Origin of the sequence: Streptomyces sp. NPDC057694, assembly GCF_042799415.1 — a bacterium.
Classification (GTDB): Bacteria; Actinomycetota; Actinomycetes; order Streptomycetales; family Streptomycetaceae; genus Streptomyces.
Window position 1 is genome coordinate 274,463 of sequence record NZ_JBHVIX010000008.1, and the last position, 23,234, is coordinate 297,696.

Annotated in this window: 21 protein-coding genes; 3 read left to right on the forward strand and 18 right to left on the reverse strand. The window is 69.4% G+C overall.

All coding sequences use genetic code 11. The annotated features are described in order from the left end of the window. Nucleotides 1-107: 107 nt before the first annotated feature. Together ACFVDP_RS20635 and ACFVDP_RS20640 are read right to left on the reverse strand one after the other, a co-directional pair. On the reverse strand, nucleotides 108-2,732 hold the full coding sequence (locus ACFVDP_RS20635) for an ABC transporter permease/substrate binding protein (protein WP_383491418.1): 2,625 nt from the start codon (nucleotides 2,730-2,732) through the stop codon (nucleotides 108-110). Beyond that, nucleotides 2,725-3,840 carry a glycine betaine/L-proline ABC transporter ATP-binding protein gene (locus tag ACFVDP_RS20640; RefSeq protein WP_383491420.1) on the reverse strand — a complete coding sequence of 372 codons (1,116 nt, stop codon included), beginning with the start codon at nucleotides 3,838-3,840 and terminating at the stop codon, nucleotides 2,725-2,727. Before ACFVDP_RS20640 ends, ACFVDP_RS20635 begins: the two co-directional genes overlap by 8 nt. A gap of 241 nt (nucleotides 3,841-4,081) precedes the next feature. On the opposite strand from ACFVDP_RS20640, the gene ACFVDP_RS20645 reads away from it, so the two are divergent. The 3 genes from ACFVDP_RS20645 (at nucleotide 4,082) to ACFVDP_RS20655 (ending at nucleotide 7,016) form a co-directional block, all read left to right on the forward strand. Beyond that, on the forward strand, nucleotides 4,082-5,041 hold the full coding sequence (locus ACFVDP_RS20645; RefSeq protein ID WP_383491509.1) for a 5'-3' exonuclease H3TH domain-containing protein: 960 nt from the start codon (nucleotides 4,082-4,084) through the stop codon (nucleotides 5,039-5,041). A 50-nt stretch (nucleotides 5,042-5,091) separates the two neighbouring features. Next, on the forward strand, nucleotides 5,092-5,928 hold the full coding sequence (locus tag ACFVDP_RS20650; protein ID WP_383491422.1) for a siderophore-interacting protein: 837 nt from the start codon (nucleotides 5,092-5,094) through the stop codon (nucleotides 5,926-5,928). A gap of 119 nt (nucleotides 5,929-6,047) precedes the next feature. Beyond that, on the forward strand, nucleotides 6,048-7,016 hold the full coding sequence (locus ACFVDP_RS20655; protein WP_383491424.1) for a pseudouridine synthase: 969 nt from the start codon (nucleotides 6,048-6,050) through the stop codon (nucleotides 7,014-7,016). Here the strand turns inward: ACFVDP_RS20655 and ACFVDP_RS20660 are convergent. The 16 genes from ACFVDP_RS20660 to pafA form a co-directional block, all read right to left on the reverse strand. Continuing rightward, a complete protein-coding gene (locus tag ACFVDP_RS20660) occupies nucleotides 7,010-8,509 on the reverse strand; it encodes a cytochrome P450 (RefSeq protein WP_383491426.1) in 1,500 nt (499 codons plus the stop codon). The genes ACFVDP_RS20655 and ACFVDP_RS20660 overlap by 7 nt on opposite strands. Before the next feature lie 69 nt (nucleotides 8,510-8,578). Next, nucleotides 8,579-9,229: an ATP/GTP-binding protein gene (locus ACFVDP_RS20665; RefSeq protein WP_383491428.1), complete on the reverse strand. Its 651-nt coding sequence runs from the start codon at nucleotides 9,227-9,229 to the stop codon at nucleotides 8,579-8,581. Beyond that, a complete protein-coding gene (locus ACFVDP_RS20670; RefSeq protein ID WP_383491430.1) occupies nucleotides 9,210-9,620 on the reverse strand; it encodes a DUF742 domain-containing protein in 411 nt (136 codons plus the stop codon). The genes ACFVDP_RS20665 and ACFVDP_RS20670 overlap by 20 nt, the downstream gene beginning before the upstream one ends. After that, nucleotides 9,617-10,024, reverse strand: coding sequence for a roadblock/LC7 domain-containing protein (locus ACFVDP_RS20675; RefSeq protein WP_383491432.1), 408 nt, complete (start codon nucleotides 10,022-10,024; stop codon nucleotides 9,617-9,619). The genes ACFVDP_RS20670 and ACFVDP_RS20675 overlap by 4 nt, the downstream gene beginning before the upstream one ends. Then, a complete protein-coding gene (locus tag ACFVDP_RS20680) occupies nucleotides 10,021-11,655 on the reverse strand; it encodes a sensor histidine kinase (RefSeq protein ID WP_383491434.1) in 1,635 nt (544 codons plus the stop codon). Before ACFVDP_RS20680 ends, ACFVDP_RS20675 begins: the two co-directional genes overlap by 4 nt. A gap of 602 nt (nucleotides 11,656-12,257) precedes the next feature. Then, a complete protein-coding gene (locus tag ACFVDP_RS20685) occupies nucleotides 12,258-15,068 on the reverse strand; it encodes a DEAD/DEAH box helicase (RefSeq protein ID WP_383491436.1) in 2,811 nt (936 codons plus the stop codon). 43 nt (nucleotides 15,069-15,111) lie between these two features. After that, complete coding sequence (locus ACFVDP_RS20690) at nucleotides 15,112-16,011, reverse strand: diacylglycerol kinase (protein WP_383491438.1); 900 nt, start codon at nucleotides 16,009-16,011, stop codon at nucleotides 15,112-15,114. Nucleotides 16,012-16,053: 42 nt separating this feature from the next. Further along, nucleotides 16,054-17,004, reverse strand: a complete 951-nt coding sequence (gene tatC, locus ACFVDP_RS20695) for a twin-arginine translocase subunit TatC (protein WP_383491440.1) — start codon at nucleotides 17,002-17,004, stop codon at nucleotides 16,054-16,056. Between the two features lie 62 nt (nucleotides 17,005-17,066). Beyond that, nucleotides 17,067-17,357: a Sec-independent protein translocase subunit TatA gene (tatA, locus tag ACFVDP_RS20700; protein ID WP_383491442.1), complete on the reverse strand. Its 291-nt coding sequence runs from the start codon at nucleotides 17,355-17,357 to the stop codon at nucleotides 17,067-17,069. Between the two features lie 261 nt (nucleotides 17,358-17,618). After that, complete coding sequence (locus ACFVDP_RS20705) at nucleotides 17,619-17,816, reverse strand: hypothetical protein (protein ID WP_383491444.1); 198 nt, start codon at nucleotides 17,814-17,816, stop codon at nucleotides 17,619-17,621. 9 nt (nucleotides 17,817-17,825) lie between these two features. Then, nucleotides 17,826-18,095: a hypothetical protein gene (locus tag ACFVDP_RS20710; protein ID WP_383491511.1), complete on the reverse strand. Its 270-nt coding sequence runs from the start codon at nucleotides 18,093-18,095 to the stop codon at nucleotides 17,826-17,828. Nucleotides 18,096-18,175: 80 nt separating this feature from the next. Continuing rightward, nucleotides 18,176-19,132 (reverse strand): helix-turn-helix transcriptional regulator, encoded by a 957-nt coding sequence (locus ACFVDP_RS20715; RefSeq protein WP_383491446.1) that lies wholly within the window; start codon nucleotides 19,130-19,132, stop codon nucleotides 18,176-18,178. A gap of 29 nt (nucleotides 19,133-19,161) precedes the next feature. Beyond that, nucleotides 19,162-20,115 (reverse strand): helix-turn-helix transcriptional regulator, encoded by a 954-nt coding sequence (locus ACFVDP_RS20720; RefSeq protein WP_383491448.1) that lies wholly within the window; start codon nucleotides 20,113-20,115, stop codon nucleotides 19,162-19,164. A 162-nt stretch (nucleotides 20,116-20,277) separates the two neighbouring features. Continuing rightward, complete coding sequence (locus ACFVDP_RS20725) at nucleotides 20,278-20,652, reverse strand: FKBP-type peptidyl-prolyl cis-trans isomerase (protein ID WP_383491450.1); 375 nt, start codon at nucleotides 20,650-20,652, stop codon at nucleotides 20,278-20,280. Nucleotides 20,653-20,713: 61 nt separating this feature from the next. Further along, complete coding sequence (locus ACFVDP_RS20730) at nucleotides 20,714-21,727, reverse strand: FKBP-type peptidyl-prolyl cis-trans isomerase (RefSeq protein ID WP_383491452.1); 1,014 nt, start codon at nucleotides 21,725-21,727, stop codon at nucleotides 20,714-20,716. 136 nt (nucleotides 21,728-21,863) lie between these two features. Further along, nucleotides 21,864-23,225, reverse strand: a complete 1,362-nt coding sequence (gene pafA, locus ACFVDP_RS20735; RefSeq protein ID WP_026246688.1) for a Pup--protein ligase — start codon at nucleotides 23,223-23,225, stop codon at nucleotides 21,864-21,866. Between the last annotated feature and the right edge of the window lie 9 nt (nucleotides 23,226-23,234).

Below are 23,234 nucleotides of genomic sequence, written 5' to 3' on the forward strand. Positions count from 1 at the left end.
GCGCGGGGGAGCCCGCGGCCCCCGAGGAGGACGAAGGGGGGGGGCCCCGCCGGTACGTACCGGCGGGGCCCACCCCTTCTACTGCCTGCGCTGCTGGTGCGTCCCGGTCAGGAGACGGGAGCCAGCTTGTCCTCCAGGCCGGGCTGGGAGTCCAGCCACTTGCGGGCCGAGGCCTTCTCGTTGCCGGCCCCGCCCTTCTGGATCTCCACCTCGAGCGACGCGAGCTGCGTGTCGCTGAGCTTGAAGTCCTTCAGCCACTTGTTGAACTCGGGGAAGTCCGAGGCGAAGTCCTTCTTGCCGACGATGTGGATCCGCTCGCCCTTGCCCCAGGCACCCTTCGGGTCCTTGAGCTTCTTCAGGTCGTACTTGCCGTACGCCCAGTGCGGCGACCAGAGAGTCACCACGACCGGCTCCTTCTTCTTGATGGAGCGGTTCAGCTCGGCCAGCATCGACGAGGTGCTGGAGGAGACGACCTTGTACTCGCCCTCCAGGCCGTACGCCTTCAGGACCTTCTTGTTCAGCGTCCCCATCATTCCGGCACTGGCCTCGATGCCGATGATCTTGCCGTCGAACCTCTTGCCCTGACCCTTGAGGTCGGCGAGCGAGTCGATGCCCTTCACGTACGAGGGAACCGTCAGCTCCAGCGACGTGGGCCCGTACCAGGAGCCGATGTCGGAGAGCTGGTCCTTGTATCTGTCCACGTACTGCTTGTGCGTCTGTGGCAGCCAGCTGTCCAGCTGGACGTCCATCTGCCCCTGCGCCAGCGAGGTGTAGAGCGGGCCCGGGTCGAGCTGCTTCAGGTTCGGCTTGTAGCCGCGGTCCTCCAGGATGTTCTGCCACAGGTACGTGGAGGCGATGGCCTCGTCCCACGGGAAGTAACCCATGTTGACCGTCTTGCCCGCGTCCTTGCCCTGCTTCTGCGCACCCGAGGCGCCCGGAACCGGGGCCAGCTTGTCGACCAGCGACGGGTTCTTCTTCAGCCAGGCGCGCACGCCGTCCTGCTCGTGGCCCTCACCCGCGGCGCGGATGTCGTTCTCCAGGCTCGTGAGCTGCTTCTCGGTGAGCTTGAAGTCCTTCAGCCACTTGGCGACCGTCGGGTTCTTCTTGGCGAAGCCCTTGTGGGCGACGGTGTGGATCTCCTCGCCCTTGCCCCAGGCACCCTTCGGGTCCTTGAGCTTCTTCAGGTCGTACTTGCCGTACGCCCAGTGCGGCGACCACAGGGTCACCACGACCGGCTCCTTCTTCTTGATGGAGCGCTCCAGCTGGGCGAGCATCGTCGAGGTGCTGGAGGAGACGACCTTGTACTCACCGTCGAGGCCGTAGTCCTTGAGGACCTTCTTGTTGAGGGTCCCCATCATTCCGGCACTGGCCTCGATGCCGATGATCTTGCCGTCGAACTTCTTGCCCTGACCCTTGAGGTCGGCGAGCGAGTCGATGCCCTTCACGTACGAGGGAACCGTCAGCTCCAGCGACGTCGGGCCGTACCACGACCCCATGTCGTCGAGCTGGCTCTTGTACTTGTCCCAGTACGCCTTGTGGGTCGTCGGCAGCCAGGAGTCGGTCTGGAAGTCGACGTCGCCGCGCGCCACACCGGAGTACAGCGGGCCCGGGTCGAGCTGCTTGACGTCCGTGGTGTAGCCGCGCTGCTCCAGCAGCTCCTTCCACAGGTACGTGGAGGCGGTGCCCTCGTCCCAGGGGATGTAGCCGATGTTGACCTTCTCGCCCTTGCCGACGTTGGTGCTCTTCGAGGCGGACGAGGAGTCGTCCGAGCCCGAGAGGTTCATCCCGCCGGCGATCAGCGCCAGGGCCACCACGCCGACGACGGCGACGACGCCGCCCGGCTTGTAGTGCGCGAAGGAGATCTTGCTGCGGGTGGCGGCGAGCTTGGCGGCCGCGCGGCGGCCCAGCGGGGAGACCCGCTCGTTGAGCGCGCCCGTCATCCGGTCCAGGTACATGGCCAGGACGACGACGGCGACACCGCTCTCGGCGGCGAGGCCGACCTTCAGCTGGGTGATCGCCGAGTAGACCTGCTCACCGAGGCCGCCCGCACCGGCCATACCGCCGATGACGACCATCGACAGGGCCAGCATGATGACCTGGTTGACACCGGCCATGATCGTCGGCAGCGCCAGCGGCAGCTGGACGCGGGTCAGGGTGGAGCGCGGGCTGGTGCCGAACGCGTCGGCCGCCTCGATCAGCTCACCGTCGACCTGCCGGATGCCCAGCTCGGTCATGCGCACGCCCGGCGGCATCGCGAAGATGACCGTCGCGAGCAGACCCGGGGTGGTGCCGACGCCGAAGAACATGACGCCGGGGATCAGGTAGATGAACGCCGGCATCGTCTGCATGACGTCGAGCACCGGCCGGATGGCGCTGCTGACGCGGCTGCTGCGCGCGGCCCAGATGCCCACCGGCACGGCGATGACGATCGTGATGACCGCCGCGACGAGCACGAGGGACAAGGTGTCCATCGCGTCGTCCCACAGGCCGAGCGAGTCGATCAGCGCCATGCCCACGAAGGCCAGGACACCGGGAAGCAGACCGCGCAGCCAGCACGCGATCACCGCGAGGATGCCCGCCATCAGCAGCGGCTCACCGCCGCCGAGCACGGCGTCCACGCCGTCGTACATGCCACCCAGAACCGTCTGGATGAAGTCGAACAGCCAGGTCAGGTGCGACTGGAGCCAGTCGACCGCGTCCTCGACCCAGTCACCGAAATGAAGCCTAGGCACCGGCGTTCACCTTCTCCACCGGGCCGTCGCCCTCAGCGCTCTCAGCACTCTCGGTGCCGTCGGCGTCCTCAGTTCGCTCTACGGTCTTCATCGGCTCGCCGAGCACGGCGAGCAGCCGCTGGCGCGGGACGACACCGAGCAGCTTGCCCTTGTCGTCGGTCACGGCCACGGGTATCTCGCTGGTCGAGCACGGCGTGAACAGCTCGATGATCGGGGTGTCCTCGGTGACCGTCGCCGGAGCCTCGGACACCTTGTACCCCTTGTCGGGGGTGGCCATGATCGCGCCCGCGCTCAGCACGCGGGAGCGGTCGACGTCCTGGGTGAAGGACGCGACGTAGTCATTGGCCGGCGTGACGAGGATGTCCTCGGCGGAGCCGATCTGGACGATGCGGCCGTCGCGCATGACGGCGATGCGGTCGCCCAGGCGCATGGCCTCGTTCAGGTCGTGCGTGATGAAGACGATGGTCTTCTTCAGGGTCTTCTGCAGTTCGAGCAGCTGATCCTGCATGTCGCGCCGGATCAGCGGGTCGAGCGCGCTGAAGGACTCGTCCATCAGGAGCATCTCGGCGTCGGTGGCGAGCGCGCGGGCCAGGCCCACACGCTGCTGCATACCGCCGGACAGCTCGTCGGGGAAGGACTTCTCCCACCCCTTCAGGCCGGCCAGCTCCAGCGCCTCGTGGGCACGCTTCTCGCGCTCGGCACGCGGCACGCCCTGGACCTCGAGCCCGTAGCCCGCGTTCTCCAGGACGGAGCGGTGCGGGAAGAGCGCGAAGTGCTGGAAGACCATGCTGATCTTCTTGGAGCGCACCTCGCGAAGGTCGCGTGCGGGCAGCTGCGTCAGGTCCTGGCCGTCGAAGCGGACGTGTCCCGCCGTGGGCTCCAGGAGTCCGTTCAGCATGCGCAGCAACGTGGACTTGCCTGATCCGGACAGACCCATGACGACAAAGATCTGGCCCGGCTCGACGGTGAAGGACGCTTCGATGACAGCGGCTGTGGTGCCGTCGGCGCGCAGTTCCTCACGGTCGGCTCCGCGGCGGAGTTTTTCCACCGCCTCAGCGGGTCGTCTTCCGAACACCTTGTACAGGTCTTCGGCTTCAAGCCTGGACACATACACCTCTCGGGTTGAAGCAGGACGGCCCGCCTCCCCCGCCGGCGGGCCGCGGAGCGAAACGGGTTCTGCCCGTCCGATCGACCTCGCCCAACCGTTCATTAGTTGAACGTGAGACCGGGTTCGCTCCGGCTCGGCGCCTGCCCGGGCTTATGCAGACCAAACACAGGAGTGGTCCAGTTCACATTCCGTTCACCGGCTGTCCGGCGTCTGTCGGCGTTTGTCAGCGGGCTACGGCATGATGCGCAAGGTGACTCAAGGACCCGCAGCCCCCTCCGCGAACCAGCGTCTGATGCTGCTCGACACCGCGTCCCTGTACTTCCGGGCCTACTTCGGAGTGCCGGATTCCGTGAAGGCCCCGGACGGCACTCCGGTGAACGCGGTGCGCGGACTGCTCGAATTCATCACCCGCCTCGTCCACGACCACCACCCCACGCACCTGGTGGCGTGCATGGACGCCGACTGGCGCCCCCAGTGGCGCGTCGACCTGATCCCCTCGTACAAGGCGCACCGCGTCGCCGAGGAGACACCGTCCGGCACCCCGGACCACGAAGAGGTCCCCGACACGCTCTCGCCGCAGGTCCCGATCATCGAGGCGGTGCTGGACGCGGTGGGCATCGCGCGCGTCGGCGTCGCCGGGTACGAGGCGGACGACGTGATCGGCACGTTCACCGGGCGGGCGGGCGGCCCGGTCGACATCGTCACCGGTGACCGCGACCTGTTCCAGCTCGTCGACGACAAGCTGGAGCGGCGCGTGCTCTACCCGGTCAAGGGCGTCGGCACCCTGCAGATCACCGACGAGGACCTGCTGCGCGAGAAGTACGGGGTGGACGGCTCCGGCTACGCGGACATGGCGCTGCTGCGCGGCGACCCCAGCGACGGCCTGCCGGGCGTGCCCGGCATCGGCGAGAAGACGGCCGCGAAGCTGCTCGCGCAGTTCGGGGACCTGGCCGGGATCATGGCCGCGGTCGACGACCCGAAGGCGAAGCTGACGCCGACGCAGCGCAAGCGGCTCGACGAGTCGCGCCCGTACCTGGCGGTGGCGCCGAAGGTCGTGCAGGTCGCGCACGACGTCCCGCTGCCCGACGTGGACACCGCCCTTCCCCGTACGCCCCACGACGCGGCCATGGTCGAGCAGTTGGGGGCCCGCTGGGGCTTGGGCGGTTCTTTGCAGCGACTCCTCACCACACTCTCAGGATGAGGTGTTAGCTTAGGTATACCTAAGTAGCAGTGGATCAAGGGAGACCGCACATGGCCGAGCGTCCCGCAGCGCGCAAGCCCCGGAAGGCCCGCTCCGCACAGGTCGTGCGCACGGAGCGCCTCACGCCTCATATGCAGCGGGTGGTGCTCGGCGGGTCCGGCCTCGCGGACTTTCCCGCCGAGCTGGAGTACACCGACCACTACATGAAGCTGCTGTTCGCGCCGCCCGGTGTCACGTACGAGGAGCCCTTCGACGTGGAGCGGATCCGGGAGGAGCTGCCGCGCGAGCAGTGGCCCGTGACGCGTACGTACACGGTGCGCGCCTGGGACCCGACGGCCCGCGAGCTGACCGTCGACTTCGTGGTCCACGGCGACGAGGGCCTGGCGGGCCCCTGGTCGGCCGCCGCGCAGCCCGGCGAGACGATCCACTTCATGGGCCCGGGCGGTGCCTACCGCCCCGACCTCGCCGCCGACTGGCACCTGCTCGCCGGTGACGAGAGCGCGCTGCCCGCGATCGCCGCCGCTCTGGAGACCCTGCCGGAGGGCACGCGCGCGCACGCCTTCATCGAGATCGAGGGTCCCGAGGAGGAGCAGAAGATCGACACCCCCGTCGAGGTCACCTGGCTGCACCGGGCGGGCCGCCCGGTCGGCCAGGCACTCGTCGCGGCGGTGACCGGACTCGACTTCCCCGAGGGCCGGTTGCACGCGTTCGTGCACGGCGAGGCCGGTTTCGTGAAGGAGCTGCGCCGCTACCTCCGGGTCGAGCGGGAGATCCCCCGCGAGGACCTGTCGATCTCCGGCTACTGGCGCCTCGGCCACAACGAGGACGGCTGGCAGGCCTCGAAGCGCGACTGGAACGCCCAGGTGGAGGCCGAACAGGAGGCCTAGGCCTTTCCAGGTGCCGCCGATCAAGCACCTCCGGCGCGGCCGATCAAGCCCCTCCGGCGATTGAGGAGCGGGGTCCGGGGCAGAGCCCCGCGGCCCCGGCCCACCGTACTCTTGACCCGGTGACCCGCCGAAGGCCCCGTACCCCACCCTCCCCGCTCCCCCAGCGCAACGGCATCGACCCGGCCCGGGTCAGGCTCCCGGTCGACGGCGCCGCCACCTGGCCCACCCTCCGCGACCACCTGGTGCAACGGCTCAGCGCCGGCGACGGCGTGATCGACGCGATGATCGCCGAGGGCCGCATCGTGCGGGCCGACGGAAGCGCGGTCACCGCCACGACCGCGTACGACCCGGGCGGGCACGTCTGGTTCCACCGCGACCTCGCCCCCGAGACACCGGTGCCGTTCACCATCGGCATCGTGTACCGCGACGAGCACATCGTCATCGCCGACAAGCCGCACTTCCTGGCCACGACACCGCGCGGCAGCCATGTCGCGGAGACGGCGCTCGCCCGCCTGCGCCGCGACCTGGGCATCCCGACGCTGGGCCCCGCCCACCGGCTCGACCGGCTGACGGCGGGCCTCGTGCTGTTCGTCGTACAGCCGCAGGAGCGGGGGAAGTACCAGACGCTGTTCCGGGACCGGCTCGTGGCCAAGGAGTACGAGGCGGTGGCCGCGTACGATCCCGCGGTGGAGCTGCCCGTGACCCTGCGCAGCCGGATCGAGAAGGAGCCCGGGGTGTTCGCCGCCCAGGAGATCCCCGGCGGCGAGCCCAACGCCGAGACCGACGTCCACCTGAGCGGCCGCGAGGGACCGCTCGGGCTGTACCGGCTGACGCCGCACACCGGCCGCACGCACCAGCTGCGGGTGCACATGAACCGGCTGGGCCTGCCGATCCTCGGCGACCCCCTGTACCCGGTCGTCACCGACCCCGTCGCCCCCGGCGACTTCCGACGGCCGCTGCAACTCCTCGCGCGGTCACTGGAGTTCCGCGATCCGGTGACCGGGCGCGAGCACCGGTTCGTCAGCGCTCGCACCCTGCGGTCCTGGACCTCGTACGCGTCCTGGGCCGCCGAACCGGCCGATCAGTAGCCGCGCCACCAGCGCAGGAACCGCTGCCAGGCGCCGACCGGCGGCTCCGGCTCGGCCTGCGGGGCCACCGGGGTGACGGGGGCCGCGGGCGCCGGCGGCGGGGGCGGGACCGGCGCGGGAGCCGACGAGACCTGCCAGTCGGAGCTGCTGCGCGGCGGGGTGATGCTGGGCTTGCCGCTGACCTCCTGCTGCGCCCGCGGGGTGAACGTCACCGGGAGCCGCACGAGGTGCCGCGACAGGATCGACGAGCGCCACGTCAACTCGCTCTCGTCGACGGAGAGTTCGGTGTCGGGCAGCCGCATCAGGAAGGCGTCGACGCCGATCTCGGCGATGGCGCGGCCGATGTCCTGGCCGGGGCACTCGTGCGGCCCGCCGCTGAACGCGAGGTGCGAGCGGTTGCCCATCATGTGGGCGGTCGGGTCGGGGCGGACGACCGGGCATACATTGCCCGGCTGGATCCCGAGGATCAGCCCGTCGCCCGCGCGGATGTGCTGCCCGCCCAGCTCCGTGTCCACCTTGGCGAAGTAGCCGAGCATGGCGCTGAACGGCGGCTCGTCCCACAGCGACTGCTCGACCGCCTCGGGCACGGTCATCTGCCCGCCGTTGAGCTGGGCGCGGAAGCGCGGGTCGGTGAGGACGACGCGCAGCACGTTCGCGATGAGGTTGGCCGTGGCCTCGTACCCGGCGATGAGGACCAGGCGGAGGTGGTGGGCGACCTCCTCGTCGGTGAGCCCGGCCGGGTCGCCGATCAGACCGCTGGTGAAGTCGCCCTCGACAGGATCGGACCGGCGGCGCGCCACGAGGTCGAACAGGACGCCCATGATGAACTCGTTGCTGGCGATCGCCGTGTCGGTGCCCTTGAGGAAGTCCCGCGCGGCCTGCACCATGCGCTCGCTGTAGGCCTCGGGGGCGCCGATCACGTCGAGCATCACCATCATCGGCAGATGCTCGGCGAACTCGCTGACGATGTCGCAGGTGCCGCGCTCGGAGAACCGGTTGATGATCTCCTGGGTGCCCTTGTTGATGGACCGGCGCAGGCTGCGGTGCTCGATGGTCGACATGGCGGCGGTGACCGCGCCGCGCAGCCGGGCGTGCTCGGCGCCCTCGACGAAGGACGCCATGGGCTGCCAGCTGATGACCGGGGCGAGCGGATGGGTGGGCTTGAACGTGCCGTTCTTCATCTGCGTCCAGATGCGGGCGTCCCGGGTGTACTGGGACGTGCTGCGCACCATGTGCAGGTTCTCGGTGTGGCCGAGCACCGCCCACATGGGGACGTCCTCGTGGATCAGCACGGGTGCGACCGGACCGTGTTCGGCGCGCAGCTTCTCGTAGAGGGCCGGGATGTCGGCGTCGGCCTCGGGCCCGTAGAGCCGGCGGACCCCGCCCGGGCCGAGGGCGTGCGCGGGGCAGCCGGGCGGCGGGGTCTCGCCGTAGCCGTCGAGGTCGTCGTACCCGGCCGCCGGCCGGGAGGGGTTGGGGGGAGGAGGCGTCACGAGAATCGCTCCGGTCGATTGGTGAACTGGGCTGTGGGAGGCGGGAGTTCGAGGTCTGGCGCGGCGCGGTCAGGCGCGGTGCAGGGCCATCTCGTGGAGATAGCGCATCAGGGTCATCAGCACATCGCGGCTCGATGCCCGGCGGCGCGCGTCGCACTCGATGATCGGGACCTGCGGGTCCAGGTCGAGCGCGTTGCGCAGCTCCTCTGCGGGGTAGCGCGGGCCGTCCGGGAAGGCGTTGTTGGCGATGACGAACGGCACACCGCGCTCCTCCAGGCGCCCGATCACGTCGAAGCTGACCTCCAGGCGGCGGGTGTCGATCAGTACGACGGCACCGAGCGCGCCCTCGAACAGTCCGTTCCACAGGAACCAGAAGCGCTCCTGGCCCGGTGTCCCGAACAGATACAGGACGAGTTCGTCGGTGATCCTGATCCGGCCGAAGTCCATGGCCACGGTGGTGGCCGTCTTGGTGTCGGAGCCGTAGTTGTCGTCGACGCCGATACCCGCCTGCGTCATGGTCTCCTCGGTGGTGAGCGGGCGGATCTCGCTGACCGACCCGACCATCGTGGTCTTGCCCACCCCGAACCCGCCGACGATCACGATCTTGACGGCCGAGGTGACCGTCTCGGGCATCCGGTCCTCGGCCCGCGGTCCGGGGATGTGCACGCCGCCGGGGGCGGCCTCGGTGGTGGCCGAGTTCTCAGAGCTTCTGTAGTCCATGCATCACCGCTTCGAGGAGGGAGCGGTCCGCGACCGCACCCCGGATGACCGGTGCGCGGGCCTGGACCTGTTCGGCCGCGAGGAGTTCGCCGAGGAGCACGGTGACCACGCTGAACGGCAGATTGAGGTAGGCCGAGATCTCGGCCGTGGACAGGGGCGTCTGGCACATCCGCAGGACGGCGGCCTGCTCGGGCGGCGCCGACGGCTTCGGTTCGGTGCGGGTCACGATCAGGGTGACCAGATCGAGCGGCGCGCGATCACTGCCGTCGGTGCCGCCGGTGATGACGTAGAGACGCTCGAGGTCCTTGGCGTCCTGGGAATTCTCGGGCGAGCGTCGCTCGCGCCGCGGCGGCGGTGGTTCTCGGTAGGGGGGCTGGGGAGGACGCGTCATACGGTCTGCCCGTTGCGTCGCGGCGGGCTCGTCAGATGTGCGCCGATCCGGATGACCAGATCACGCATCTGGTGGCTGATCATGCCGGCGTCGACGAACTGGTTGGCGAGGACGGCGAGATACGCGCCCTTGCCGGCCGCCATCAGATAGAAGAAGCCGCTGTCCACCTCGATGATGACCATGTTCATCTTGCCGCTGGACTCCGGGATCTCGGTGGCGACCGCGGAGGCCAGCGACTGAAGTCCTGCGCAGGCGGCGGCGATCCGGTCGGCAGCGTCGGGGTCGCCGCCGTAGCGGGCGATGCGCAGCCCGTCGGCGGAGAGCACGACCACCTGCTGCACGTTCGCCACACTGTCGGCGAGCTCCTTGAGCATCCAGTCGAAGTTGGCGCGTTGCTGGATCACTGACGGTCTCCCTCGTCGACCTGCTGGTTGTACGCGTCGTCGTGCGGCTTCTCAGCGGCCTCACCGGCACCGGGGCCGGCCGCGTCGTCCGGTTTCAGCCCGTTCATGAACGCCTCGACCCACAGGCCGGGTTCGGGCTGGTCCGGCTTGTCGTGCTCCGGCTCGACGGACGAGTCGGGGACGGACGCGGTCCCGTACTCCTGCGCCGGGGGCGGCGGCATGGAGAGATCGGGGTTGCGCGGTGTCACGATGATCTGGTTCTCGATGATCTTCGTATCGACCTTCCTGCGGCGCTGCGGGAGCCCGTTGGCCCGCCATTCGGTGACCACCGGGACGTCGTCCTCCAGAGCGAGGAGCGGGGCGGAGGGACGCGGGCCCGTGGTGGGGCGGCGGGTCTTCTTCAGCCGCGGCTCTTCCTTGATCGGGACGCCGTTGTGGTCGACGCGCGGCACGGCGGTCGCGCCGATGCCGTGGGCGAGGCCGGGCGCGGGCTCGCTGCTCATCATGTCGCGCGGTACCACCAGCACGGCGCGCACGCCGCCGTACGCGGACTGGCGCAGCGAGATCTGCATGTCGTACATGGCGCACAGCCGGCCGACGATCGACAGGCCGAGGCGCGGGTTCTCGCCGAGGTCGTTGAGGTCGACGCCGGCCTGGGCGCGGTCCAGCATCCGCTCGACCCTGGCGCGCTGCTCCTCGCCGAGGCTGACGCCGCCGTCCTCGATCTCGATGGCGACACCGGTCTGCACCTCGACCGCGGTGACGTGCACGCGGGTCTGCGGCGGCGAGTAGCGGGTGGCGTTGTCGAGCAGCTCGGCGAGGGCGTGGATCAGCGGCTCGACGGAGATGCCCTTGATGGCGATGTCGCAGATGGCGTGCAGGTCGATGCGGGGGTACTCCAGGATGCGCGACATGGCGCCGCGCAGCACGCTGTAGAGCTTGACCGGCCTGGCCCACTGACGGCCGGGGCGGGCGCCGCCGAGGACGGTGACGGAGTCGGCGAGGCGGCCGATCAGGGCCGTGCCGTGGTCGATGCGCAGCAGGTCGTCGAAGACCTCGGGGTTGCGTCCGTGGTCCTCTTCCATCTCGCGCAGTTCCTGGGCCTGCTTGTGCACGATGGCCTGGACGCGGCGGGCGATGGAGACGAACGCGCGCTGGGCCGCGTCGTTCGCGGCCGCCTCGCGGTCGATCTCCTTGAGGCAGGCGCTCATCAGCGCGCGCTCGCCGCGGGTGACGTCACGGAAGGCGGGCTCGGAGTCGCAGGCGTTGCGGACCGCGTCCACGGGGTTGTCGCCGGTGCGCAGCCGGTACAGGGCGTGCGGCAGCACTTCCTTGGCGACGCGCATCGTGCGGTGTTCCTGGTCGGCGATCCGGGTTTCCAACTCGGCGATGTGGTGGGCGTATTGGGTGCGCTGCCCCCTGATGATCCGGCCGCGGCGCACGGCCTCCGCCGCGACGGCCACCACGAGGAGCGTGCCGAGGGCGCCGCACAGGGCGACGGCGAGCCGCGCGGGCTCCGTGACCAGGGCGACGGCCGCTCCGGTGGCGGCGGCCATGACCATGGCGGGCAGCAACAGCACGCGTGTGTAGGGGACTTCTCGGCCACCGGGAGGCGATTGAACACTCACCATGTATGCCCTCTGAACGGTCGTGTCGGGGAAGTTTGCGACGGTTCGTTGCGTTTTATGGACGTGCCATTCCCTGGATCAATGCGAACCATCGGCGCACAGGGGAACAAGCGGCCGAATTCATCTCAACCCGGCGCGCTGCGGGCGAGCTTAGTCCTGCCGGATCATCGCCGGGTCATATTCGGCAAGGGCCTGAAATCGGCTCCCCGAGGGGCATACACTCCGCCCATTTACACGCTCAGCGCCCGTTCGCACACATGGAGTGAAGACGTCCGCCTGTCCGAACCCCCGCCCGTGTCAAGGGAGTCGGCCCTGACCAGCGCCCGGCCGGACGCCCGCGATCCACGAAACCGGGCCGGCGGCGACCACCGGAGAAATCGCCACGGATCGGTCCGGATCGCAAACGGCCGACAAGAACGACACCTTCGATCAGACCGGACCACACCGCACAACAGATCCGTCCACGGCCCCGAAAGGGGCGCGGGAAACTGCGCGAGCAACCACACGATCGGCGCACCCGCCACCATGAGAAGCCCCAACAGCGAGGGAGGGCCCCGCCCTCAACGGACGAAGCCCTCCCTCACACACCCGCGACGAAGCACGGCTCACCCCACCGAGGAGTAAGCCACCACCCCTCGCAACACGGCGTCCACGGCCTTGCGGGCGTTCCGCGTCACGGTGGACCCCTCCACCGGAGCCGCGGCGGCGATCTGCCCCAGCACATCGATCACCTGCTTGCACCACCGCACGAAGTCCCCGGCCGGCATCTCCGCCTCCCGCAGCACTTCGTCGAGCCCCTTCCCCGAGGCCCACTGGTACACGGCCCAGGCGAACCCGAGATCGGGCTCGCGCTGCCCGACGCCCTCCGCCTGATTGATCCGGAAGTCCTCCTCCAGGGCGTCGAGCCGCCCCCAGATCCGCACCATCTCGCCGAGCGCGGCCTTGGCCTTGCCGGAAGGCACCTTGGGCGCGAGGGCGTCGTCCGAGGCGCGCGCCTCGAACACCAGCGCAGAGACACACGCGGCGAGCTCGGCCGGGTCGAGACCCTCCCAGACCCGGTCGCGCAGACACTCACTGGCGAGCAGATCGAGTTCCCCGTACAGCCGGGCGAGCCGCTTGCCGTGCTCGGTGACCTCGTCGCCGCGCAGATAGTCCATCTCGGTCAGCAGCTTCACGATGCGGTCGAAGGTCCGCGCGATCGTGTTCGTCCGCCCCTCGATGCGCCGCTCCAGCTGCACCGTGTCGCGGCGCAGCCGGTGATAGCGCTCGGCCCAGCGCGCGTGGTCCTCCCGCTCGTCGCAGCCGTGGCACGGGTGGGCCCGCAGCTCGGAGCGCAGCCGGGCGATCTCGCGGTCGTCGGCCGCCGGGGCGCGGCCCTTCTTGTGCCGGTCGGGCACGATGTGCCCGGCCTTGGTCCGCAGCGCCGAGGCGAGATCCCGCCGCGACTGCGGCGAGCGCGCGTTGAACGACTTCGGGATCCGCATCCGCTCCAGCGCCTCCACCGGCACCGGGAAGTCGATCGAGGCGAGCCTCTTGACCTGGCGCTCGGCGGTCAGCACCAGGGGCCGCGGCCCGTCGTGCTGCTCGAACCCGCGGTGCCCGTTGGACCGGCCGGCCGGCAGCCCCGGGTCGAGCACGAGCGCGAGGCCCGCGAACTTCCCCGTGGGCACGTGGATCACGTCGCCCGGCTTGAGCTTCTCCAGCGCGGCGGCGGCCTGCACCCGGCGCTGCACGGCGCCCTGCTTGGCCAGCTCGGTCTCCCGGTCCTTCAGCTCGCGCCGCAGCCGCGCGTACTCGTCGAAGTCACCCAGGTGACAGGTCATCGAGGCCTTGTAGCCCTCGAGGCCCTCCTCGTTCTTCTGCACCTGCCGGGAGATCCCGACCACCGACTTGTCGGCCTGGAACTGAGCGAACGAGGTCTCCAGGAGTTCGCGCGAGCGGTGCCGCCCGAACTGCTCGACCAGATTGACCGCCATGTTGTACGACGGCTTGAAGCTGGAGCGCAGCGGATAGGTACGCGTACCGGCGAGGCCCGCCAGGTGCTCGGGGCTGAAGCCGCGCTGCCACAGCACGACGGCATGTCCCTCGACGTCGATGCCGCGCCGCCCGGCCCGCCCGGTCAGCTGGGTGTACTCGCCCGGGGTGATGTCGGCGTGCTGCTCGCCGTTCCACTTCACGAGCTTTTCCAGGACCACGGACCGGGCCGGCATGTTGATGCCGAGCGCGAGGGTCTCCGTGGCGAAGACCGCCTTGACCAGGCCGCGCACGAACAGCACCTCGACGACCTCCTTGAAGGTCGGCAGCATGCCCGCGTGGTGGGCGGCGATCCCCCGCTCGAGCCCTTCGAGCCATTCGTAGTAGCCCAGGACGTGCAGGTCCTCGTCCGGGATGGAGGCGGTGCGCTCCTCGACGATCTCCCGGACTCTGGCCCGCGCGTCCTCGTCGTTGAGCCGCAGGCCCGCGTACAGGCACTGCTGCACGGCGGCCTCGCACGCGGCCCGGCTGAAGATGAAGGTGATCGCGGGCAGCAGCCCTGCCGAGTCGAGCCGCTCGATGACCTCGGGGCGTCCCGGTGTCCAGATCCTGGAGCGCTGTCTGCGCTCCCGCTCGCGGTCGGCCTCCCGCATGTTGTTCCGCCCACGCTTGCGGTCCTGGTACGAGGGGCGGCTGGCCTCCATCCGCGCCATGCGCGTGAGGTCGGGGTTGACGGCCTTCTTGGCCCCCTCGCCCTCCTCGAAGAGGTCGTACATCCGGCGGCCGGCGAGCACGTGCTGGAAGAGCGGCACGGGCCGGTGCTCGGAGACGATCACCTCGGTGTCGCCGCGCACGGTGTCGAGCCAGTCGCCGAACTCCTCCGCGTTCGACACCGTCGCCGACAGGGAGACCAGCGTCACCGACTCCTGGAGGTGGATGATCACCTCTTCCCATACGGCGCCCCGGAAACGGTCGGAGAGGTAGTGCACCTCGTCCATGACCACATAGCCGAGATTGATCAGCGCCTGGGAGCCCGCGTACAGCATGTTCCGCAGCACTTCGGTGGTCATGACGACCACCGGCGCATCGCTGTTCACACTGTTGTCGCCGGTCAGCAGGCCGACCTTGTCCGCGCCGTAGCGCTTCGCGAGGTCCTGGTACTTCTGGTTCGACAGCGCCTTGATGGGTGTCGTGTAGAAGCACTTCTTGCCCTGCTGGAGGGCGAGGTGCACGGCGAACTCGCCGACGATCGTCTTGCCTGAGCCGGTGGGCGCGGCCACCAGCACACCCTTGCCCGCCTCCAGTGCCTGACACGCCTCGATCTGGAAGGGGTCGAGACCGAAGTCGTACATCTCGCGGAAGGAAGCTAGCGCGGTGGCCTGCTCGACGGCCCGCTTACGGGCTGCCGCATACCGCTCGGCCGGTGAGAGGTCCTCTGTCATCGTGGTTTCGAGCCTACCGGCCCCCACTGACAACGGACGATCATTATCCGGCAAGGACCCTGACGGCTCCTGGCACGCACTCGGCGACCAGGGGAAGCCCTCCGACCGGTTCCCCGTCTGCATACGCGGTGATCCCTTCCGCGACCAGCTCGACCCGCGCCGCCCGGTACACGCTGACGACGGGATGGGTGAGATGGGTGCCCTTGTAGACGCGCGGAAAGACCCGCAACAGTGTCCTACGGGAGCATTCCCCGACCACGGTCACATCGAACAGCCCGTCGTCCATCACGGCGTCGGCGCAGATCCGCATGCCGCCCCCGTACGAGGTTCCGTTCCCGACGGCGACCAGGGTGGCGGCGACCTCCCGCACGGCGCCGTCGTCCAGGGTCAGCCGGTACCGGGCCGGCTTGAAGGCGGCCAGCTCGGCCACCATCGCCAGGTCGTACTTGAAGCGGCCCAGCGGCAGCCGCATCCGGTTGCCGCGGTCGTTGACCCGGGAGTCGAAGCCGGAGGCGAGCACGGTGCCGAACCAATGGTCGCCGATCCGGCCGAGGTCGATCTCCCGTATCCCCGCTCCCCCGTTCCTCTTGAGCGCGGCCGCGACGAGCGCGCCCGCCGCGGCCGGTTCACGGATCGGCAGCCCGAGCGAGCGCGCGAAGTCGTTGCCGGTGCCGACGGCGACGACGCCGAGCGGCGTGCGGGTCCCGGCGACGGCCTGCAGCGCGAGATTCACCAGCCCGTCCCCGCCGACGGCCACCAGGGCCCCGGTCCCGTCCCGCACGGCGGCACGCGCGCGTGCCAGGGCGTCGGGGGCGTCCTCACCGATGACGCTCCGCACGGAGAACCCGGCGGCCCGCAACGCGGAAGCGGCCGGCTGCGCAGCACCTGCGCCCCGGCCGCGTCCCGCGGTGGGATTGACGAAGAGGGTGATCTCACTGCTCACGGCCGGACCTTAACAACCGTCCCGTCGCGAACAGGAGTTACCTCAGGTCACATCGTCGTAACCGTTGACCCGGTCCGTCGTCGTCTGCTCGGGCAGCGGCGTCCGGCTCGCGCTCACGCCCTCGACCTCATCGACTCCCTCAGGGGTCAGGTCGAGCTGGGACGCCTCGTCGTCGTCGAGATCGGCGTCCGGGTTGTTGCGCCGCCTGCGCCGGTCGTTGAGCAGCGAGAAGGCCGTGGCGGCGAAGTACAGCACCCAGATCGGGGCGGCCAGCGCCATCATCGACAGCGGGTCCGTACTGGGCGTGGCGACCGCCGCGAAGACCGTGATGCCCATGATCATCGCCCGCCACCAGCCGAGCATCCGCTTGCCGGTGATGGCCCCGATGAGGTTGAGGAACACCAGCAGCAGCGGCAGCTCGAAGGAGAGGCCGAAGACGATCACCATGCGCGTCACGAGGTCGAGCAGGTCATCGAGGGGCAGCAGGTTCGACGCGTTGCCCGGGGTGAAGCCGATCAGCACCTTCGCCGTGGTGGGCAGCACCGCGTACGCGAAGTAGGCGCCGGCCAGGAACAGCGGGACACCCGTGCCCACGAACCCGTAGGCGTACTTCTTCTCGTGCTTGTGCAGACCGGGCGCGATGAAGCCCCACAGCTGGTAGAGCCAGACCGGCGAGGCGAACACGATGCCCGCCATCAGCGAGATCTTCAGGGCCAGCGTGAAGGGGGCCAGCAGGCCGTTGATGGTGATCTCGGCGCAGGGCTCTTTCTTCACCTGAGCCAACTGCGAGAACGTCTGCTCACAACCGACCGAGTCGAGGATCGGTTTGGTGATCAGATCGATGATGTCGTTGTAGAAGAACGCAGCGACGACCGTGATGGCGACAACGCCGAGCAGCGCCTTCGCCAGCCGGTTGCGAAGCTCACGCAGGTGATCCGCGAGCGGCATCCGCCCCTCGGGGTCCTTCTCCTGCTTGCGGGCAGTCTGGAGCAACCCACGTCCTCATCTCGTGCGGCAGGCCGCCGAGACGGAGGCGGCCTTGGGTCAGCTCTTGATCAGCTCTTCGACGTGTTGGTCGGCTCGGTCACCGGACGCGAGCTCGTGACGTCGCCGGGCGCGGCCTGGATGGTGCGCGCGGGCTGGGCCTGCTCGTCCTGGGCCGGCGGGTCGGACGGAGCGGCGGCGTTGTTGTTGCCCTCGCTCTTCATCGCCTTGGCCTCGCTCTTGAGGATGCGGGCGGACTTGCCCAGCGAGCGCGCCATGTCCGGAAGCTTCTTCGCGCCGAACAGCAGGATGATGACGACAAGGATCAGGATGATCTCAGGTGCGCCGAGCTTTCCGAACATATCCGTTTACCTTCTCACTGAGGCGGCAGGGGCGGGACTGCCGGGGTACCGGTCGAACCTTAGGACTGATGTCCGACCACCGTGCTGGCAGCGATCGTATCCCGTGGGGGTGAACAGGGGGCAATCCCTCTGCGTACTCCCCGTTGCGGCCCGCGCCTCACTCCTGGGTCGCGTCAACGAGCGTACCCGGCGAACCCGGCCGCCCGACAGGCCACAGCGGTAAAGCGCTTTCCATGTGCGGCCCTTCGGCGTCCCACGAGGTCAGACCGCGTCGCCGCCCGCCCGCGCCACACTGACCGCGGCCTGCTCCAGCTCCTCGGCGGCCCGATTGATCTTCCGCGTGGTGTCGGCGACTTGACTCCCCAGCCGCTCCGCCTCGACGAACACCTTCACCGCGAAGAAGGCGAGCACAGCAAGTCCCACGAAACCCACGGCCACCGACAGCATCGCCCAGAACATGCGCCGAGCCTAGACGGTCTGGTGCAGGCGCAGCGTGCGCACCCCGCCACCGGTGAGGAGTTCGACGATCCGCTCACCGGCGGGCTTGCGCACCGCGGCCTCGCACTCGGGGCAGGTGAAGGAGTAGAAGGTCGTACGACGGCTGCCGCCGATCGCCAACCGGATGGCGGACGCGTCGAGTTCGAAACTGGCACGGCAGTCCGGGCAGGCGGCCCGGAAGACGACGGCGGCCGGACCGTCGGCCACGGCGGACATCCGGGTGATTCCGGCCACATCCATCGTCCCGGTCATTTTCCCCACCTCGTACCTTCCATCCGTTCGAGCCGATCGAGCCGATCCGGGCAGCACTCCCGGCCCGCTCACGCCGCCCCGTCGTACGCGGCCAGCGCCTCCCGGGCCGCGGCCCGCGCACTGTCCGCGAGGTCGGCGGGGGCCACGATGTGCCCGTCCCGGCCGAGCCGCAGCGCGAGCCGGCGCAGCGACGAGGGGTCCGGCGTACGCAGCGTGATCCGCAGACCACCGTCCGCCAACTCCTCCGCGCTGTCGTGCGGGTAGTACTCCGCGACCCAGCGCCCCCCGGGCCCGACCTCGATGACGACCTCGGGATCCTCGGCGGCCGGCTGCACCAGTCCCTCGGACAGGTCCCGGAGCTCGATCTCCGGCGGCGCCGACGCCTCGTCCAGAATCTTGATCTCCGCGACCCGGTCGAGCCGGAACGTGCGCCGCGCCTCGGACCTGCGACACCACGCCTCTACGTAGGTGTGGCCGACGGAGACGAGCCGGATCGGGTCGATCTCCCGCTCGGTGACCTCGTCGCGCGCGGGCGAGTAGTAGCGGATCCACAGCCGGCGCCGCTCGGAGATCGCCCGGTCCACATCGGCGAAGACACCGCCCTCGGACTCGAAGGTGACGCTGAGCCGCGCACTGGCACCGGCCACCTCACCGGCCGCCGCCTCCAGCTTCGCGGTCGCCCGCAGCAGGGCGAGCCGGTCGCCCTCGCGCAGCCCCGGCAGCGTGGCCACCGCGCGGGCCGCCACCAGCAGGGCGGTCGCCTCGTCGGCGGAGATCCGCAGCGCCGCGGCCACATCGTCCGGGTTGTGCCACCAGATCCGGTCGCCGTCGGTGTCGATGTCGAGGAGGTCGCCGCCGCGGAAGCTCGTCCCGCACAGCGGCAGCACGTCCAGGTCGGAGATCAGCTCGTCCTGGGTGATGCCGAAGGCCCGGGCGACGTCCTCCACGCGCGCGCCGGGGCGCTCACGCAGATACGTCACCAGGGACAGCATCCGCCGGGTCTGGTCGATGGCATTGGCAGCCATGGGTGTCCGTGCTCCCCTCGGTCCCGCGCTCAGTCCTTGGCCACGGCACGCAGCCGGTCGACCACGTCCGCCCGCAGCTCGGCCGGTTCGAGCACCACGACATCCGGCCCGAACTCCACGAGCCAGGCGTCGAGCCCGTGCCCGTACGGAATCTCCAGCTCGTCCCAGCCGTCGCCCAGCGCGCGCACGGAGCCGGCCTTGGCCCGCAGCGGATAGCCCGCACCCGCGCGCAGCCTGATCAGCGCGGAGCGGTCCGCGCTCTCCCCCGCCCAGCCCGCGACCGTCTCGCGGACCGTGACGACATCCGGCACCGGCGCCTTGAACTGTCCGGCGCGCGAGCGCACCTTCCCGGTGATCCGCGACAGCCGGAAGACCCGCTCGGCCTGCCGGTCGCGGTCCCAGCCCGCGAGATACCAGTGGCCGCGCCAGCACTCGAGCGCCCACGGCTCCACGTGCCGCTGCTCGGGCCGGGCCGCGGTCGCCTTGCGGTAGTCGAAGACGACGGGGCGCCGGTCGCGGCAGGCCAGCATCAGCGGCTCGAAGGACGCCTCGTGCACGGGGATCCGGGGCTCCAGCGCGCCATGGCCCTCGTACGGGTCCACGTCCTCGGGCATCCCGGCGGCGCGCAGCTTCTGCAGAGCGCCGCTGGCAGCACCGGCCAGGCGGGCCTGCTGCCACACCTTGGCGGCGAGACCGAGAGCGGCGGCCTCCTCGGCGTCGAGGGTGACGGGCGGCAGATGGTTGCTGTCGCGGCGGGCCAGATAGCCGACCTCGCCGTCCAGGTTCTCCACGGTCTCGATGACCAGGCCCAGCTCGCGCAGATCGTCCTTGTCGCGCTCGAACATCCGGTTGAAGGAGTCGTCGTTGCCGGCCTCCAGGTAGGCCTCGATGGAGCCACGCAGCTCGCGCTTGCTGAGCGGGCGGCGCGTCCCGAGCAGACACAGCGCCAGATTCATCAGCCGCTCGGCCTTGGCAATCGCCATCGACGCCCTTTCCCCTGGTGTTTTCCCCGCGGTCCCCGAAAAGCTCCCGACGGACGACCGTACCGCCCCGGGGTGTCGTGGCAAAAGCCAGGGGCAAAGCAAGAGCCCGTGCCAGCAGGCACGGGCTCTTTGATGACCGCTTGTAGTCGTCGTGTGACCGACTCAGACGGAGACGAGGTCGCAGACGAAGATCAGCGTCTCACCGGGGGCGATGGCGCCGCCACCGGCACCACGGTCGCCGTACGCGAGGTGCGCCGGGATGGTCAGCTCGCGACGGCCGCCGACCTTCATGCCCTGCACGCCCTTGTCCCAGCCGGAGATGACCTGGCCGGCACCGAGCTGGAACTCCAGCGGGTTGCCGCGGTTCCAGGAGGCGTCGAACTCCTCACCGGTGGAGAAGGCCACGCCCACGTAGTGGACCTTGACGAAGTCGCCCGCCTTCGCCTCGGCGCCGTCACCCTCCCAGATGTCCTTGATCTGGAGGTCCGCCGGCGGCTCGCCTACGGGGAAGTCGACCTCGGGCTTGTCGATGCTCACGTGAATTGCTCCTGCTTGTTGGCTGTTGGGCAACCGGGACAGTCTGCCATCGAAGGACGGGTCAGTGCGCGGCGAGGATGTCGACCACGAAGACCAGCGTCGAGTTGGCCGGCAGCGTCTTGCCCTGGTCCTTGGCTCCGTAGGCCTGGTCCGCGGGGATCACCAGCAGCACCCGGTCACCGACGTGCTTGCCGACGATGCCCTTGTCCCAGCCCTTGATGACCTGGCCCTGACCGATGGCCGTCGTGAACGGCTGGCCGCCACGGTTCCACGAGGAGTCGAACAGGGCGGCCTTCGCCTTGCCCTCGTTCTCCTTCCACACCGCACCGCTGTACTGCATGCTGACGCTCTGGCCGCTCTTGATCTCGGCGCCCTTGCCCGGGATCAGCACCTGCTCGACGAGCTTCTTCGGCGGGTCGTTCTTCGGCACGGAGATCACCGCCGGCGCTTCCGCGTCCGCCTTGATCTGCGGCAGGTTCGACGGGATGGCGGCCTGCGTGCCCTCGACCTTCTTGGGCTCCACCTTCTTGATGTCCACGGCGAAGACCAGCGTGTCCTTGGCCGTGACCCCGAACTGCGGGTTGCCCTGACTGCCGAAGCCCGCGGCCGGCGGCGCCACCACGAGGACGCGGCTGCCCTCCTTCTGCCCCACGACGGCGTCCGAGAAGGCCGGGAACTGACCCTCGGCCCCCGCGGTGACGAGCTGGTCGCCCCCGCCCTTCGCCCCGTAGGTGGAACCGAGGTCCTTGGCGCCCTTCCAGATCTTGCCCGTGTAGTTGAACGACACCAGGTCGTTCTTCTTCACCGTGGCGCCACTGCCCTGCGACACCGTGTGCACGACGAACTTGTCGCTCGGGTCACTCTTGGGCAGCGAGATCGTCGCCGTCTTGCCGTACGCGCCCGAGACCTTCGGCATCGGGGTGGCGGTGTCCACCGGCTTGGGCACACCCGGAGCCGGCGAGGACGAGTCCGCCTTGTCCGCCGCATCCTTCTTGCCGTCGTCGTCGCCGCCGCAGGCGGTCGCGGTCAGCGCCAGTGCCGGCACGATCAGTAGAGCTGCAAGTCGGCGTCGCACAAGGATCCTCAGGTCGCTCGGATACGGTCCGGCCACTCTAGGCCCTCGCCCACCGATTCAAAGGGCGCGGAAGGGCCCCGTACGAATGATTCGTACGGGGCCCATGACCTGATCGATCGCCTGCGCGACGGGTGACCTACATTCCCGCGATCAGCTTCTCCACCCGGTCGTCCACGCTGCGGAACGGGTCCTTGCACAGCACCGTGCGCTGCGCCTGGTCGTTCAGCTTCAGATGCACCCAGTCCACCGTGAAATCACGGCGCTGCTCCTGCGCCCGGCGGATGAAGTCACCGCGCAACCGCGCACGCGTGGTCTGCGGCGGCACCGACTTGCCCTCGAAGATCTTCAGGTCGTTGCAGATCCTCGTCGCCTGGCCCTTCTTCTCCAGAAGGTAATAGAGCCCACGACGGCGATGGATGTCGTGGTAGGCGAGGTCGATCTGCGCGACCCTCGGATGCGACATGGTCATGTTGTGCTTGGCCCGGTACCGCTCGATGAGCTTGTACTTCATGACCCAGTCGATCTCGGTACCGATCCGGTCGAGGTCCTCCGCCTCGATCGCGTCGAGCGTGCGGCCCCACAGCTCCAGGACCTGGTCGACCGTGCCGGTGCGGATGCCCCGGCGCTCCACGAAGTCGACGGCCTTCTCGTAGTACTCGCGCTGGACCTCCAGGGCGGAGGCCTCACGACCACTGGCCAGACGGACCTTGCGACGACCCGTGATGTCGTGGCTGACCTCGCGGATGGCCCGGATCGGGTTCTCCAGGGTCAGGTCACGCATCACCGTGCCCGCCTCGATCATGCGCAGCACGAGATCGGTGGCACCGACCTTGAGGAGCATGGTCGTCTCGGACATGTTCGAGTCGCCGACGATGACGTGCAGCCTGCGGTAGCGCTCGGCGTCCGCGTGCGGCTCGTCCCGGGTGTTGATGATCGGCCGGGAGCGCGTCGTCGCGGAACTGACACCCTCCCAGATGTGCTCGGCGCGCTGGCTCACGCAGTACACGGCACCGCGCGGAGTCTGCAGCACCTTGCCCGCGCCGCACAGCAACTGCCGTGTGACCAGGAACGGAATGAGAATGTCCGCGAGTCGCGAGAACTCCCCGTGCCGCGCCACCAGGTAATTCTCGTGGCAGCCGTAGGAGTTGCCGGCCGAGTCGGTGTTGTTCTTGAACAGGTATACGTCGCCTGCGATGCCCTCCTCGTGCAGACGGCGCTCTGCGTCGACGAGCAAGCCTTCGAGAATGCGCTCGCCTGCTTTGTCGTGGGTGACCAGCTCGGTCACGTTGTCACATTCGGGAGTTGCGTATTCCGGATGCGATCCCACGTCCAGATAGAGGCGGGCGCCGTTCCGCAGAAAGACATTGCTGCTGCGGCCCCATGACACGACACGGCGGAAGAGGTACCGCGCCACCTCGTCAGGTGACAGACGGCGCTGTCCCCTGAACGTACATGTGACGCCGTACTCGTTCTCCAGCCCGAAAATGCGGCGGTCCATGACTGAACA